We start from the raw sequence: 15,867 nt of genomic DNA, 5'->3' as shown, positions 1-15,867 counted from the left end.
GCTCAGGGCTTCACGGCCATCACAATCCGGTCTTTGCCCGGTATGTCCCGCACCGTCTTCATGTTACTAAACCCCGCCGCACGAAAAGCCTCCTCCACAGCAGCGGCATACTGTTCGTTAATCTCAACAGCCAGAAGACCTTTTGATACTAATGCCGGGAAAGCACGGGCGGCAATGGCACGGTAAAACAACAGCGGGTCGTCGTCTGGCACAAACAACGCCAGGTGAGGTTCGTAGTCCAGTACGTTGGCATGCATGGCTGCTTGCTCACGCGTTGTAATATAGGGCGGATTACTGACAACGGCGCTCAGATTCGTAAAAGGCAGTGGCTCTGTTAAAATATTGTGTGGCAGGAAGGATACAGATGCCTGTAGAGTATTCGCGTTTTGCGTGGCAACCTGAAGCGCCGCCGGGCTTACGTCGGTAGCATATACCTTTGCCGGGCGCAGCTCCAGGGCCAGGGTAGTAGCGATACAGCCGCTGCCGGTGCCGATGTCCAGGATGGATAAAGAGTCTGGTTCACCCGGCAGGGAGTGATGCAATATCGCTTGTACCAGCTCTTCGGTCTCGGGGCGCGGAATCAGCACCGCACTGCTCACCGCGAACTTGCGCCCGAAGAAATAGGCTTCTCCCAACACATATTGTATCGGCTCGTGGCGGTTGAGGCGCGTTACGATTTCTGCCAACCGGTCTTCTTCCGCCGCCGTCGGGATAATTTCTTTGCCCATGAGCATTTCGGTGCGCGAGAGGTGGAACAGGTGTTCAAACACCTGGTATGCAATGCCCTGGATCTCGTCCGGATCGTCGCGCAAGGTGAGGCGGCGTACGAAATCGTGAAGCATTGTTTTGGAATTCATCATGGGCTGGCAATCTTTGCAAGTATAATCAATGGAAAAGCACGATCACTCGCACGATGAGTTTTTTATGCGGCGCGCGCAGGAGCTCGCCACACTGGGTCGCGGTCACGTAAGCCCCAACCCCCTGGTAGGGTGTGTGATCGTACGCGACAACCAGATCATCAGCGAAGGATGGCACCATCAATATGGCGGCCCTCACGCCGAAGTAGATGCCGTACAAAACCTGGCGGACAAAAGCCTGGTCGCCGGCAGCACGGTATATGTCAACCTCGAGCCCTGCTCGCACGTTGGCAAGACTCCACCCTGCGCCGACATGCTGATCGCACATCGCCCGGCGAAGGTCGTTGTGGCCAACCTGGACTCGAATCCCCTGGTGGCGGGCAATGGCATCAAAAAATTGCGCGCGGCCGGCATTGAAGTCATCACCGGTATACTTGAAAAAGAAGGGCGGCTACTGAACCAACGTTTCTTTACCGCGATGGAGAAGGGACGGCCGTATATCATACTCAAGTGGGCCCAGACCGCCGACGGGTTTATTGCCCGGCAGAACCACGACTCCAAGTGGATCAGCAATGTATACGCGCGGCAGCTGGTACACCGCTGGCGCACCGAAGAAGATGCTTTTATGATCGGCGGCCGCACCGCCGCACACGACAACCCACAGTTGAACGTACGCGACTGGACCGGACGCAATCCCGTGCGTGTCGTCATTGACCGGTATTTGCGCTTACCCAACAACTTGCATCTGTTTGACGGCGCACAACGCACGCTGTGTTACAATGTACTGAAACACGAAGAGCGTCCGAACATCTCGTTTGTCCGGCTGGATGAAAACGACTTTCTGTTAAACCTGCTGCACGACCTGCACCGGCAAAAGATCCAGTCGGTGGTAGTAGAAGGTGGTACCACCATTCTTCAACTGTTTATCGAACGCGGACTGTGGGACGAGGCACGTGTCTTTACTTCCCCCCAACGTTTTGGCAAAGGCGTCAGCGCGCCCGTGTTGAACGCTACGCTAACGGAACAGGTACCCGTTGCTACCGATCTGTTGCAACGGTTCCGGCCGCTACCGGTGTAGCGCAGTGCTCAAAGAAATTCATGATTAAAGGATTGGGCACCTCCGGTGTAGACTCCAGCGGCGGTTGAAACAAGGTGCCTTCAAAGAAGCGGTGACCTTTTAACTCCACACCGCGTACTGCACCGCTTTCCGAAAATGCCGTAAACACAAAAGGATATTGATTGAGCCTATCGGTATAGGCAGGGTTTACCCCATACGCACAGTTAAAGAAGCCTGTAATCACATCGCGTTGTAATACGCGGTATAACCAGGACTGTCTGTCTGTAATCCGAACCTCCTCTTGTTGACCTTTCAGCGAGCAGCTCAGCTTAGCAACAACAAGCTGCGGCAGGGTGGGGTCGCTTTCTTCATGCGCTGCGTCCAGCATGCCGAGCACGTTTCGGGCATACTCAACCACCATATATTGAAAACCACCGCAGGTGCCCAGCAACGGAACGTTTTGCTCCCGCGCCCAGCGAATGACTTCGTAGACCGCTTCGTCGTTTGCATAGGGTGAGCCGGGCGTAATCCACAGACCATCGTAGTCTCGTGACAACACGGTTGAGTCGGGAATGGCTGTTGTGGGGATCCAGGTAGTTTTTACGGGAAACTGTAATTTTTCACGGCAATGTCCGACACATGTATTTAGAGCCAGGTGGGTATGCTTCTTTTCATTGAAGTCACCGATCAGGGCGATGTGGATGGGTTTCATGGGGATGTTTTGGATAAAAATAATGTTTCCTGCTACAGGCGTAAACGCTGGGTGCCCGGAAAACGTTAACCTTGCACCCTGGAACATTCCATCAAAATAACAGTTTAGCAGGCATGGCAGAAGAGCTTATCATTTCCACCTCTACCGACAAAGAAGAACGGTATAAAACACTGGCTCCCCAAATCGAAGCGCTCGTAACGGGCGAGCCCGACCTGGTCGCCAATCTTTCCAACATCGCCGCGGCGCTACGGCAATCGATGGAGTTCTTTTGGGTGGGCTTTTACCTCGTCAAACAAAATCAATTGGTGCTGGGCCCCTTCCAGGGTCCGATCGCCTGTACCCGCATCGACTTTGGCAAGGGTGTGTGCGGAGCTTCCTGGAAAGAACAAAAGACTATTCTTGTACCCGACGTAGAGGCCTTCCCGGGGCACATCGCGTGCAGCTCAGCCTCGCGATCGGAGATTGTACTACCTGCTTTTAACAACAACGAAGTAGCCCTCGTGCTGGATGTAGACAGCGACAAGCTGGCCGACTTCGATGCCGTTGACCAGCAATACCTGGAAAAGATCATGCGTATCATCGAGGGTCTTCTGTAATCTGTGCCTGTATGACATCTGCTGAGCTCGACACCTTTTATACCCAACGACACGCTGCCTTTGCGGCGACGCTGGCAACCCTTCGAAAGAAGATCAACAACGTTTCGAATATACGCCTGGCCACCGCCGTGGTGTTTCTGATCGTGCTGTATGTTGGTCTGGCAAAAGACAATCTATACCTCTATGGTGCGTTGGCATTGTTGGCGGCGTTCATCGCGCTCGTGAAATATCACGCGCAGCTGTTCGACCAGCGCGTGCACCTGGAAAACCTGGTCCGCTTAAACGAAGGCGAACGCAAGTCGCTGACCGGCGATCACGATGCTTTTCCGTCGGGCATCGAGTTCACAGACCCGCATCATCCCTATACACACGACCTCGACATCTTTGGCGAAGGCTCGTTGTTCCAGGCCGTCAATCGCTGCAATACGTTGAGTGGCAAGAAAAAATTTGCATACCGGTTAGCGCATCCATTACCCACCGCACCAGATATCGTAGCCTACCAGCAGGCGGTGCAGGCGCTGGCCGGCGCCACCGATTTCCGCCAGCACTTCCAGGCGGCCGGCATGAGTGCCGACGAAAAGGCCGGCGATCGCGAGCAGCTGGAAACCTGGCTAAAGCAGCCGGCGTTTTTATATGGCAAAGCGTTTTATCGCTACGGGCTTATGATCATGCCCGCCGTTACCGTGCTGCTGGTGATCGCTTCATTCTTTGTCGCACAGGCAAAGCCGTGGGCTATTTTGTTTGCCTTGTCACAATGGGCCTTTCTCGGTTTTCACCTCCGAAAGATCAATGCCTTTCACGACTATATCAGTCGCAAAAAAAATATACTCCGTAAATACGCGCGGTTGTTACACGAGATGCAGCGCGAGCGGTTCGAAGCGCCGTTGCTACAACGGCTCACCCACCAGGCACACGAAGCCGATGTACGCGTACGCACCCTGGCAGCACGCGTCAGCGCACTCGACGCCCGGCTCAATGCCATGACCTCCCTTGTGATGAACAGTTTGTTTCTGTACGACCTGCGGTGTGTATACAAACTGGAGCAATGGAAAGCCCGGCATGCCGACCAGCTCATTCCCTGGTTGGAAGCCATCAGCGAAACCGAAGTGCTCTGCAGCCTCGGCACCTTTGCCTTTAATCATCCGGCGTTCCGGTACGCCACCCTTCAGGAGAAGCTCGCCATTGAAGTGAAGGCCCTGGGGCATCCGTTGATCAGCACTGAAGAACGCGTCGACAACGACCTGTCGGTGGGCGCGCAACAATCGGTATTGATCATTACCGGGGCAAACATGGCGGGAAAAAGTACGTTTCTGCGCACGATCGGCATCAACCTGGTGCTGGCGTTGAACGGCGCACCGGTGTGTGCCGAAGAATTTCGTTGCCCCGTGATCGGCCTGCGCACGGGTATGCGTACAGCCGACTCATTAAAAGATCATCAATCGTATTTTTATGCCGAGCTGAACCGGCTGAAGACCATCATGGACGAATTGCGTCAGGACCGGCCGCTGTTGATTTTGCTGGATGAGATTTTAAAAGGAACAAACTCGACCGACAAGCAAGCGGGCTCGATCGCCCTGGTAAAACAACTGCTGCCCCACCCCTGCCTGGCGCTGATCGCTACACACGACCTGGCGCTGGGCGAGCTTGAGCAGGAGTATCCTGAGCAGGTAAAAAGCTATTGCTTTGAGGCCACAATTGAGAATGACCAGCTTTCGTTTGATTACAAACTCAAGCCGGGACTCGCGCAGAAAATGAATGCCACGTTCTTAATGAAGAAGATGGGGATAATCCCCGTCTGACCGATTAGTTCTTTTTAACCTGAATAGCATTCAGGCCCTTTGCACTGTGCTCGGTTTCGAATGTCACCATATCGCCTTCTTTGATCGGCGCGCTTAGCGCATTGGCGTGTACGAAAATACTTTCCTGGGTCATCAGGTCTTTAATAAATCCGTATCCTTTGGACGTGTTGAAATAAGAAACGCGTCCTTTACGAAGTGGAGCTGCCTCCTGACCACCGATATTCCGGGAGCCGATGACAATATCATTTTCGTTAATGACGGCTTTTTTCCGGGTCGGATCGGGCGGTACCGTAGTGATGTTACCATTTTCATCCACGTACGCCATCATGTCATCCAACGATGCGCCGGATTTGGAGTTTGCTTTACGGTCAGCTTTGCGCTGTTCCTTTTCCTTTTTCTTTTGGTCTTTCTTTTTTTCGTTCTCTCTTTTACTGAATGTTTCTGCCATAGGCTATTATTAGGGTTAATATTTTATTGTTCAAATACGCCAACAACGTTTTTCTAGGGAAAGTTGCGCCATCAAACCGATAAAGCGCACTGAAGCTGGATTAGGCGTACGAAGTCGTCTGTAAAGATACAATTCCTGGAGCGGATTGCACGGCAATAGTCGTTGTTACGACTATTTTAATTTTAGCCGTCCCTTCGCAATCGTCTGAAAATACTGTAAAAATCAGGGGCTTCCGGTCTTCGCGATTAGCTCATACCGTTCCGACAACTACTGGTTTGCAAAACGCAGCACCATGCCGTACGACTCGACGCCGTCCACGACCACTTCCGGGGTGCCGCTGCCATCCAGCGCTGCCCGTTTGATCTGATGCGTTTTTGCACCGGTATCAGGATCGGTGGCGGTCTCTGACCAGTAAATCATGCTGTTTCCACGATCTACAGCAATTGCGTCGGGGCGGGTGACGCCGTCTTCGCGGTCGTACAGTACGAGCGTACCGCCGTTGATCGTTCCCTGAACAATTTTTTGCAACCCTTCGTCCGCCCAGAACAGTGAAGTCGATGGCTCGTCATAATACAATGCTGACGGATTCTGAAGGCTCAGAATGCTGCTGCCGAAAAGAACGCCACGGGAACCGGTTCCGTCGGTACGGGCAGCCCAGATAGAAGCCTGGTCGCCCAGGTCGGAGAAATACAACAAGTGGTTTCTGTTGTCGATCACCAGACCGTAGCAGTAGTCTATGTACTCGCGGTAGCTGAACATAGAGCCCGAAGCGTCGCCACCGGCAAGGGGGCCGCTTTTTAACTGACCCGTTCCCGAGTTGGCCCAGTACAACAGTTTGTTTTGCACATCGATGGCAATGGCCGTCGGCATGCTTACGCTGTCTGCCTCGTCGTAAAGTACGGTGGGGCTATCGGAACCGTCAAGGTTCAGACGCAACACGCGGTTGTTGGTCTCTTCTACCGTGTAAATGTGATCGTTGGTAAAGTCGATCGTTAAGCCTGCCAGCGTGTCGAGGCCGTCGTTGGCATCAAACAACGAGGTGTACGTGCCGATGTTGTTCAGGTCTACCACGCCCACTTGCCGACCGGAGTAGTCGGTGAAGTAAAGGTGTGTGGCCTTGGGATATGTCGGGTCCGTATTAGTATCGGCGCAAGACGCCAGCAATACGAGCAGCGGCAAAACAACAACAGAAGAAAACGATCGGGTAAAGTTCATGAAGTTCAACAAGGGAATATTCGGGTTATGGGTGTGTGGCAGTTATGCCGGTACTTTTACCAGTTCGGCCAGTTTCTTAACGGCAACGTCTACATCCGCCTGCGTGTTGTATTTGCTGAAGGAAAAACGTATCGCACCGCGTTTGGAATCGGGATACAACGCACCGAGCACATGCGAGCCCGTCGTGGCACCGCTCGAGCAGGCGCTGCCGCCCGAAGCGGAAATGCCCTGCAGGTCGAGATTGAACAACATCATGTCGTTCTCTTCCGACTCGGGCAGGCTGACGTTCAGCACGGTGTACAAGCTGCGGTTCAGGTTGTCGGAGTCGCCGTGGAAGGTCACGCCGGGTACCTGCTCCTTTAACTGGCCGATCATGCTGGCTTTCAGTTGCTCGATGTGTTTTTTATGGTCGTCCATGTCGCGGTAAGCGATTTCCAATGCTTTTGCCAGGCCCACAATGCCATAAACGTTCTCCGTACCCCCGCGCATGTTGCGCTCCTGGGCACCGCCGTGCATAAACGGCTGGATCTTTTTGTCCTTACGGATAAACATAAAGCCCACGCCTTTGGGGCCGTGGAATTTGTGCGCCGCTGCCGCGATGCCATGCACTTTCAGGGCGCTGAGGTTGTGCCGGTAGTGGCCCACCGTCTGCACCGTGTCGGAGTGGAAGTAAGCGCCATACTGGTCGCACAACTGTCCTACCCGGTCGATGTCCAGCAGGTTGCCCACTTCGTTGTTGGCGTGCATGAGCGACACCAATGCCCGCGGATTTTCCTGTAACAGGGCCTCCAGGTGGCTGATGTCGACATGGCCCCTTTCATCCAGGCTCACCATGCGTAACGCGATCTTGCGCTGTGCGGCCAGAACTTGCAGCGTGTGCTCTACCGCGTGGTGCTCGATCGGCGACGAAATGAGGGTCTGCACACCGTACGTCTGCAGGCCGCTGGCGAGAATGGAATTGTCGGCTTCCGTACCACCCGAAGTAAAGATGATCTCACCGGGCGTACAGTTTAACAATTCTGCAATTTTTTTCCGGGCAGATTCAATGGCTGCCCGCACCTTGCGCCCGTGGGCGTGGGTCGATGACGGATTTCCGAAATCTTCCAACATAAAAGGCTTCATAGCCTCGAAAACCGTTGGGTCGAGCGGGGTGGTGGCAGCATTGTCCAGGTAAATGCGCATGGCTGGCTAAATGTTAATGAGTCGACCCCAAAGGTACGGTGCATTGGGGAAATGCCGTAGTATTTTTTAGCTGATGATCTCCTTTATATCGGAAATGATCTTACGCGCCAGATTGTCAGCTTTCGCTTCCAGATCAGATTCGGCATAAATGCGGATAATGGGCTCCGTATTCGATTTCCGTAGGTGTACCCACTCCTTGTCGAACTCAATCTTGACTCCGTCTATCGTATTAATCGGCTGATTTTTGTACTTCTTCTGCACTTCTTCCAACACCTTGTCAACGTTAATACCCGGGGTCAGCTCAATTTTATTTTTAGAGATGATGTACGCCGGGTACTTAGCGCGCAGGCGCGACACCGTCGTGTCGGACTTGGCCAGGTGCGTCAGGAACAGCGCGATGCCCACCAGCGCGTCGCGGCCGTAGTGCAGGTCGGGGTAGATCACCCCACCGTTACCCTCGCCACCGATCACGGCGTGCACGTCTTTCATCATCGTCACCACGTTCACTTCGCCAACCGCGGCAGCCGAGTATTGCCCCCCCGCCTTTTCCGTCACATCACGCAGCGCGCGGGTGGACGACAAGTTGGATACCGTGTTGCCTTTTTTCTTGCTCAACACATAATCGGCCACGGCCACCAGTGTATACTCTTCGCCAAACGGCGTACCGTCTTCACCCACCAGGGCCAGGCGGTCTACATCCGGGTCCACGACAATGCCCAGGTCGTACTTGCCTTTTTGAATCTCCCGGATGATGTCCGTCAAATGCTCGGGCAGCGGCTCGGGATTATGCGGGAAATGGCCCGTCGGCTCGCAATGCAATTCTTTTACCTCCACGCCCATGGCTTTGAGCAGCATGGGCACCGCCGTACCGCCCGTCGAGCACACCGCGTCGACTACCACGCGATACCCTTTGCCGGCAACGGCGTCGACGTCTATCAATGGCAGGGCCAGGATGGCGTCGATATGTTTTTTCAAATATTCGTCTTTCTTCACGTAGCTGCCGAGCTTGGTCACGGCGGCAAAGTCAAAGCCTTCGGCTTCGGCGATCTTCAAAAGCTCCTCGCCGTCCTGAGCCGAGATAAACTCACCTTTCTCATTGAGCAGCTTCAGGGCATTCCACTGCACCGGGTTGTGGCTGGCAGTAAGGATAATACCCCCGGCCGCATTCTCCCATGGCACCGCCATCTCGACGGTAGGGGTAGTAGAAAGTCCCAGGTCTACCACGTCTATACCCAGTCCCTGCAAGGTGGCCGTTACCAGCGAGCTTACCATTTCGCCCGAAGGGCGTGCGTCGCGGCCGATCACAACCTTGGGAGTGGCCGTTTTTTTCTTCAATACGGTGCCATAGGCAGCCGCGAACTTAACAACATCTACCGGTGTGAGGTTATCACCAGTTTTGCCACCGATGGTACCCCGGATACCTGAAATTGATTTTATGAGCGTCACGTGTTGGATTGGTTTTAAAGCGGACGGCAAAAATAGTAGAAAATTTCGTCAACCCACCCCCACGTGGTACCTTCGCTGCCAGCCGTATGATCTTCTGTGCCTGTTGGGGGACACGCCGTAAAATTTGAGGGGTATATGGCCTGAATACACTATATGAAAAAGAACGTATCACAACCCGACCTGCGTCGTGCCGACAAGGTAAAAGCTTTCGACCGCCTGCTCACCATCATGGATGAGCTCCGCGAGAACTGCCCGTGGGATAAAAAGCAGACACTGGAAAGCCTGCGCCACCTCACCATCGAAGAGACCTACGAGCTTTCCGACGCCATTCTCGAAGGAGACCTGACGGAAGTCAAGAAAGAGCTGGGCGACCTCATGCTGCACAACGTATTCTATGCACGCATTGCCTCCGAGCAAAAAGCCTTTGATGTAGCCGACGTGCTCAACGCCATCTGCGAAAAGCTGATCGAACGTCACCCGCACATTTACGGCGACGCGGTAGCGGATGATGAAGATGCCGTAAAAGCCAACTGGGAAAAGATCAAGCTCAAGACCGGTAATAAATCCGTACTGGAAGGTGTACCCACTTCGTTGCCGGCCCTGGTAAAAGCCATGCGTATCCAGGACAAGGCGCGCGGTGTAGGCTTTGACTGGGAGCGCAAAGAGCAGGTGTGGGAAAAAGTGGAAGAAGAAATGCAGGAATTTAAGACCGAGTTTAATACGGAGTCCAATAAAGCCATCGACAAAGAAAAGGCTACGGCCGAGTTTGGCGACCTGCTATTCTCCCTCGTGAACTATGCCCGTTTTGTCGGCATCGACCCGGAAGAAGCCCTTGAGCGCACGAACAAAAAATTCATCAAACGCTTTCAATACCTCGAAACCGAATCTGCCCGCGACGGCAAGCAGATGGGCGAAATGACGCTCGCCGAAATGGACGTGTATTGGGAGCGCGCTAAGAGGAAGGTGTGAGGGTGCCCACAAAGGCCTCCACGTCGTGAACCCAGGCGGATTGATTCCCCGGACTGAAAACATTGTGGCCCGCGTCAGGATATATCTTTAATGTTTTGGGCTGGGGCAGGTTGGCAAAGATGCGTTCTGTCTCTGCCACCGTCACCCGTTCGTCTTGCGCGCCAAACAGTAACAACGTCGGGCCGGTAGCCCGCCCGGCATAGTCGGCAGGGTTGTGCGCAAAGGCCCAATAGCCATGCTGCACGCCACCCCAAAAAGTCAGCAATCCCGCCATGGGGAAGCTGGGCACGTGCATCAGGTTGAAGCGGGCGCAGACCGTGTTATACAACGAGCCGAAGGGGCACTCCAATACCGTAGCGGTCGGTTTGATACCATAGTCGCTCATGGCCTTCAGTACAGCCACGGCACCCATCGACGTGCCAAAGAGGATAATGTTCTGTTCCCCCGTAGTGGCGAGGTGATCAAAACAGTCCTTTACCTGCGTCGCCTCGGTATATCCCACCGACGTGCTGTTGCCCTCCGAACCACCCGAACCGTAAAAGTCAACCAGCAGGGTGTGATAGCCCATCTTGCGAAATTCCGCGGCTCGACTTAACAACGACGACCTTTCGCCGGCATAGCCGTGAAACAGTATCACGGTACCCTTAGCGCCAGGTTGCGCGATGCGCCAGCATTGCAACTTGCCCGAGCTTTGTACATATATCGTTTCAAAAGCATCGGCAGGCTGCTCTTTCGCCTGCGGGCGCGGATTGTCGATGCCGGTAAAGAGTAACCCCGCTTTGGCAAAGACGGAAAGCTCTTCGGGGTCTTTGGTGCGAACGACATCCGGGGAAGAAAAATGCGTGAACGTATAGGCGTGTAAAAAGGCCACGGCATTAATCGCCACGAGGGCGACCATAATAATAAGGATGAGCTTTGCTCTATTCTTCATGTTAAGCACTCATGGAAAGGTCTTTTAACGTGCAAACCTCACGGATCGTTTCGAGCCTGGTTCCGCCACCCCGTAGCCGTCATGAGGCTTCTTAACAAAAACATCACACCGGACCTGGCGAAAATATATACAAGTGTCAACCTTTTGGGGTGCATTTTTACCGGGTGGCTGTTTTTTGATCTGCCGGAAGCCGTTACCTTTACCTTTCGCTTACCCCGCCCATGAGCCACAAGAAATACCGCGTTGAAACTAACTGTCTGAACTGCGGTGCCGAAGTAACACGTAAATTCTGCCCCGAATGCGGTCAGGAGAATATCGAGCTGCGCGATTCATTTGTGCATGTCGTGGGCCACTTCATTTCCGACTACTTACACTACGACTCGAAGTTCTTTAAAGGACTGCTGCCGCTGTTCACCAAGCCGGGGTACCTCACCCGCCAATACCTGGAAGGCAAGCGCGCCAGCAACATACACCCCCTGCGCCTGTTCTTTTTCTGTACCATCTTCATGGTGTTGGTCTCCAACCTCTATTATCATAAGTTCGAGGATTCGATTCGTCAGGAGATCATCACACAGGAAAAGGTCTCCACGACCGACTCGACGCAGGCTTTACCCCGAAAAAAACAGTTCGGCGTCCGCATTACCACCCGGGACGATGGTAAAGACGGCGAAAAAACACCCGAGCAAATGATGCAGGACGCGCGGGCGGGCCTTGCAGAGTTCTTCCACAACATCAAGTACATTTCGTTCTTCCTGCTCCCTGTTTATGCATTGATCTTTAAGCTGTTCTACGTACGCCGCAAGACGTATTATGTTGATCACCTGATTTATACCATGCATCTTCAATCGTTTGTGTACATCCTGATCTCGCTGCTGCTGGTCCTCCTGCTGTGGGTGGCACCGGGGTGGCGCGGATATACCGGCGGGCCGCTCATAGGCGTTGTATGGGTATACGTGGCGATGTCGCTGCGGCAGGTGCATAAACAATCCTGGTGGAAGAGTATTCTGAAAGCCGCGTTGGCCGTGGCACTATGCCTGTTTATCACCGCGGTCATATTTACGGGCTACATCGTCATCCGAGGAATTTTATAGAGATACATATTGTTCGCACCCCATGATACAACTATCACACAGACCCCGACGGAACCGAAAAAGTGCAGCTATACGGGCCCTGGTGGAAGAGACCAAAGTAACGACTGACGACCTGATCTTCCCGATCTTCCTGCTCGACGGGAAGAACCAAAAGGTGGAGGTGGCGTCAATGCCCGGCATTTTCCGGCTGTCGACCGACTTGGTATTGAAAGAAGTCGAAGAATGCCTGAACTTAGGCATCCGGGCGTTCGACATCTTCCCGGTAGTGGAAGAGTCGCTGAAAGATAAAATGGCCACCAAAAGCTATGATTCAAGCTTCTTTTACCTGCGGGCATTGCGCGAGGTGAAGAAACAGTTTCCCGAAGCTTGTATCATGACCGACGTGGCCATGGACCCATACAGCTCCGACGGCCACGACGGCCTGGTAGAGGACGGTCATATCCTGAACGACGAGACGCTGGAGATTCTGGGCAAGATGGCCCTGGCACAAGCCGAAACCGGCATCGATATACTTGGCCCGTCCGATATGATGGACGGACGTGTAGGCTACCTGCGCGAAGTGCTCGACAGCAACGGGTTTACAGACGTGTCGATCATGAGCTATACCGCCAAGTATGCCAGCGGCTTTTATAACCCCTTCCGCGATGCCCTGGATTCGGCGCCGAAGTTCGGCGACAAAAAAACGTACCAGATGAACCCGGCCAATAGCCGCGAGGCGATGATCGAGGCAGCGTTGGACACCGAAGAGGGAGCCGACTTCCTGATGGTGAAACCGGCGCTGGCATACCTGGACATTATTAAATTATTGAAAGACAATTCCGACTTACCCATCGCTGCCTACAACGTCAGCGGTGAATATTCGATGGTGAAGGCGGCGGCACAGAAGGGATGGCTCGAGGGCGAGCGTGTGGCGAAGGAAATGCTGCTGAGCATGAAGCGTGCAGGGGCAGATATAATTCTGACCTATTTTGCTAAAGAGTTTGCGCAGGCCGTGAAACGTCAATAGTCCCTATCCCCTTTTTATGCACCGCAAGACCTCTCTTCTTGTTTTGCTTCTTCTCCTCCTGTCACTGACGGCGTGGCCGCAGGGATTGCGGCTGTCTGACAGCGGCTGGCTGGTGGTGAAAGGAAACATGATGCACTGGCGCGATGCCACCGGCGAACTGACCATCGACCGTATCCGGGAGATGCAGCTTGACTCGCTGCCGCCGGCAGATGCGCCTAACTTTGGGTTCGACCGGGCCGTGCATTGGTTCCGGTTTGATGTCACAAACGACTCGCACGAAAAGGACTGGATGATGGAGGTGAACTACGCACCGCTCGACCACATCGACTTTTACATGGCCTCCGACTCATCGCTGACATGGGTGCACAAGATTTGTGGTGATACCCTGCCGATCTCCGCCCGCACCCTACGCCATCGCCACCCCGTGTTTACGTTCAGCCTGCAGCCAGGCGAATCGAAATCCATTTATTTGCGTGTGCATACCGTGTCATCGGTGCAGTTGCCGGTAACATTCTGGCATCGCCGGGCATTCCTCAACGGTATTTATAACATCCAGTTGATAAACGGCCTCTTCTATGGAGGCATGATCCTGATGATGCTTTACCAGCTGTTCCTGTTCTTTTCCGTACGGGATAAGATCACATTCTACTATGTCTGCACGCTGCTGACGATGATCAACATCGTCGCGTACTTTCAAGGATATACCTTCCTGTACATCTTTCCACAGACACCTGTTTTAAACGACGTCTTTGCCATGTTCTCGGGGCCGGCATTTGTCACAGCCTCCACGATGCTGACACGGTCGTTCCTGAACCTGCCCAAATTCAGCCGCTTACTGGACCGTCTCATGTTGCTGAATATGTCGCTGAACATTCTGGCGGGCATTCTGATGTTTATTTTCTTCCGCAAGATCTCGTACCAATACCATCATTACTTTATCCTGATACACTGCATGCTGTCCCTGGTCAGCGCGGGGTACTGCTTCTATAAAAAATACCGGTCGGCCCGCTATTACCTCATGGCCTGGATCACCATCCTCACCGCGACTTCCGTCTTTACCATGAGCAACCTGGGATTTGTGCCGGGGTATATGAGCACGAACTACAGCGGCCTGATGATCGGCTGCATCTTGCAGATGTTGTTCATCTCCTTTGCGCTCGGCGACCGCTGGAATATTCTGGAGAAGGAAAATCGCCGTGCCAAAGAGCTGGAATTAAAACGCAATCAGGACGAGAACGAGCGTCTGGAAAAAGAAGTCTTGTTGCGCACCGAAGAGATCCAAAACAAGAGCGAGCGCCTCGAAGAAGTAAACCGGGTAAAAGACAAGTTGTTCTCGGTTGTATCACACGACATCAAGGGACCGCTTAGCTCATTGCAACTGGCGCTCTCGTTGCTGCGTGCCGGCGACGTAAGCGCCAAAGAATTCCAACAGCTTTCCAACTCCCTGGAAGAGCGCTTCAGCCACACCACGGAGTTTATCGAAAACTTATTGCAGTGGGCTACGCTCCAGCTGAAAGGCGAGTCGTACGAACCGTCACAAATCAACCTGTCCGACATTGCCGACGAAACCGTGTCCCTGCTGAGTACCGAGATCAAGCGCAAGAATATCACGGTACGCAACAATCTCCACAGCTATAAGCTCCAGGCGTATGCCGACCTGAACATGGTCCGGTCGGTGCTGCGCAACCTGTTTACCAACGCCATTAAGTTTACCGGCGAGGATGGCATGATTACACTCTCTTTCCTCCGCACCGACCGCCAGGTGATTGTCTCGGTGGCCGACACGGGTGTAGGGATACCGGCGTCACATCGCAACCGGCTGTTTACGCTCAACAGCATTACTACGCCGGGCACCAGCAAAGAAAAAGGTACCGGCCTCGGCCTGCTGCTGTGCCGCGAGTTCGTGGAAAAGAACGGCGGCCGCATTTGGTTTGAGACCACGGAAGGCAAAGGCACGACATTCTTCTTCTCGCTGCCGGAAAGCGACCTGGCTATACGCCAGAGTATGGCAAACGGATAAGTCGGTCTACTGCAGCGGTTTGGGTTCTACCCATTGAAAGTCGGGCGCCTGCGGAAACTTGGCAAAGGCCCCGTGAACAAACTCGCTCGGAATCGTCAGCTTGCGTTTTTCCATGTCGATCCAGGCGCCATCTACGGTGAGGATCGCGCACACCGTTCCATCCTCGCGTGTAATGTTATGACGCAGGCTCCAACGGCCGTAGTCGCGTGTAGCCTTGATTACTTCGGCGTCTATCGTGATCTTATCTTCCAGCTTGATCTCACGGCGAAAGACGGCCTCCTCGCGGAAAAGAATGGGGCCGATCTTTAATTCTTCGAGCTTGGCGGTGGTCAGGCCTTCCGACGACAGCAAGGCCATACGCATCATGGCGCCGTAGTCGTAGTACACCGAGTGGCGCATGTGGCGATTCTGGTCTATGTCAGACCAGCGGATCTGTATGGGCAGAACGAATTTTTCCATGGGTTGTATCGACGTTAACAGTGGTCAAGGTACTATTTTGGGAACATAATTTTATAGAACTTTAGCAGGTAAACCTTCG

At 53.7% G+C, this 15,867-nt stretch carries 15 protein-coding genes; 7 read left to right on the top strand and 8 right to left on the bottom strand.

Annotated elements, in window-relative coordinates; genetic code table 11:
• Window positions 1-2: 2 nt before the first annotated feature.
• The gene (prmC, locus tag KK062_RS16005) at window positions 3-860 is read right to left on the bottom strand and encodes a peptide chain release factor N(5)-glutamine methyltransferase (RefSeq protein ID WP_254085330.1); all 858 of its coding nucleotides are present in this window, start codon (window positions 858-860) and stop codon (window positions 3-5) included.
• A gap of 28 nt (window positions 861-888) precedes the next feature.
• On the opposite strand from prmC, the gene ribD reads away from it, so the two are divergent.
• The gene (gene ribD, locus KK062_RS16000) at window positions 889-1,935 is read left to right on the top strand and encodes a bifunctional diaminohydroxyphosphoribosylaminopyrimidine deaminase/5-amino-6-(5-phosphoribosylamino)uracil reductase RibD (RefSeq protein WP_254085329.1); all 1,047 of its coding nucleotides are present in this window, start codon (window positions 889-891) and stop codon (window positions 1,933-1,935) included.
• On the opposite strand, the gene KK062_RS15995 is transcribed toward ribD, so the two are convergent.
• Window positions 1,895-2,626 carry a CTP synthase C-terminal region-related (seleno)protein gene (locus KK062_RS15995; RefSeq protein WP_254085328.1) on the bottom strand — a complete coding sequence of 244 codons (732 nt, stop codon included), beginning with the start codon at window positions 2,624-2,626 and terminating at the stop codon, window positions 1,895-1,897. The genes ribD and KK062_RS15995 overlap by 41 nt on opposite strands.
• A 113-nt stretch (window positions 2,627-2,739) precedes the next feature.
• Between KK062_RS15995 and KK062_RS15990 the strand changes: the two genes are divergently transcribed.
• Together KK062_RS15990 and KK062_RS15985 are read left to right on the top strand one after the other, a co-directional pair.
• The gene (locus KK062_RS15990) at window positions 2,740-3,222 is read left to right on the top strand and encodes a free L-methionine (R)-S-oxide reductase MsrC (protein ID WP_254085327.1); all 483 of its coding nucleotides are present in this window, start codon (window positions 2,740-2,742) and stop codon (window positions 3,220-3,222) included.
• Between the two features lie 11 nt (window positions 3,223-3,233).
• Window positions 3,234-5,021, top strand: a complete 1,788-nt coding sequence (locus KK062_RS15985) for a MutS-related protein (protein WP_254085326.1) — start codon at window positions 3,234-3,236, stop codon at window positions 5,019-5,021.
• A 4-nt stretch (window positions 5,022-5,025) separates the two neighbouring features.
• On the opposite strand, the gene KK062_RS15980 is transcribed toward KK062_RS15985, so the two are convergent.
• The 4 genes from KK062_RS15980 to glmM all read right to left on the bottom strand — a co-directional run bounded on the left by KK062_RS15980 (window position 5,026) and on the right by glmM (window position 9,312).
• A complete protein-coding gene (locus KK062_RS15980; protein ID WP_254085325.1) occupies window positions 5,026-5,469 on the bottom strand; it encodes a cold-shock protein in 444 nt (147 codons plus the stop codon).
• Between the two features lie 267 nt (window positions 5,470-5,736).
• Entirely contained in the window at window positions 5,737-6,684 is a 948-nt protein-coding gene (locus KK062_RS15975; RefSeq protein ID WP_254085324.1) for an NHL repeat-containing protein, read from the bottom strand.
• Window positions 6,685-6,726: 42 nt separating this feature from the next.
• Complete coding sequence (locus KK062_RS15970) at window positions 6,727-7,866, bottom strand: cysteine desulfurase family protein (RefSeq protein WP_254085323.1); 1,140 nt, start codon at window positions 7,864-7,866, stop codon at window positions 6,727-6,729.
• Window positions 7,867-7,932: 66 nt separating this feature from the next.
• A complete protein-coding gene (glmM, locus tag KK062_RS15965; protein ID WP_254085322.1) occupies window positions 7,933-9,312 on the bottom strand; it encodes a phosphoglucosamine mutase in 1,380 nt (459 codons plus the stop codon).
• 153 nt (window positions 9,313-9,465) lie between these two features.
• On the opposite strand from glmM, the gene mazG reads away from it, so the two are divergent.
• Window positions 9,466-10,281, top strand: a complete 816-nt coding sequence (gene mazG / locus KK062_RS15960) for a nucleoside triphosphate pyrophosphohydrolase (RefSeq protein ID WP_254085321.1) — start codon at window positions 9,466-9,468, stop codon at window positions 10,279-10,281.
• Here the strand turns inward: mazG and KK062_RS15955 are convergent.
• Window positions 10,265-11,212, bottom strand: coding sequence for an alpha/beta hydrolase (locus KK062_RS15955; RefSeq protein WP_254085320.1), 948 nt, complete (start codon window positions 11,210-11,212; stop codon window positions 10,265-10,267). The genes mazG and KK062_RS15955 overlap by 17 nt on opposite strands.
• Window positions 11,213-11,433: 221 nt before the next feature.
• Here KK062_RS15955 and KK062_RS15950 point away from each other — a divergent pair, with 221 nt between their 5' ends.
• Genes KK062_RS15950 through KK062_RS15940 form a run of 3 tightly spaced genes read left to right on the top strand, consistent with a single transcriptional unit; the run spans window position 11,434 to window position 15,329 of the window.
• Window positions 11,434-12,303 (top strand): DUF3667 domain-containing protein, encoded by an 870-nt coding sequence (locus KK062_RS15950; protein WP_254085319.1) that lies wholly within the window; start codon window positions 11,434-11,436, stop codon window positions 12,301-12,303.
• 22 nt (window positions 12,304-12,325) lie between these two features.
• Complete coding sequence (gene hemB / locus KK062_RS15945) at window positions 12,326-13,309, top strand: porphobilinogen synthase (protein WP_254085318.1); 984 nt, start codon at window positions 12,326-12,328, stop codon at window positions 13,307-13,309.
• 16 nt (window positions 13,310-13,325) lie between these two features.
• Window positions 13,326-15,329, top strand: coding sequence for a sensor histidine kinase (locus KK062_RS15940; protein WP_254085317.1), 2,004 nt, complete (start codon window positions 13,326-13,328; stop codon window positions 15,327-15,329).
• Between the two features lie 6 nt (window positions 15,330-15,335).
• Here the strand turns inward: KK062_RS15940 and KK062_RS15935 are convergent, their stop codons facing one another.
• Window positions 15,336-15,788, bottom strand: a complete 453-nt coding sequence (locus tag KK062_RS15935) for an acyl-CoA thioesterase (protein WP_254085316.1) — start codon at window positions 15,786-15,788, stop codon at window positions 15,336-15,338.
• Window positions 15,789-15,867: the final 79 nt, after the last annotated feature.

This window comes from Dawidia cretensis, from assembly GCF_018598175.1.
Classification (GTDB): domain Bacteria; phylum Bacteroidota; class Bacteroidia; order Cytophagales; family Cyclobacteriaceae; genus Ohtaekwangia; species Ohtaekwangia cretensis.
The sequence above is the reverse complement of the archived record's forward strand: the minus strand, read 5'-3'. Positions and strand labels throughout refer to the sequence as shown.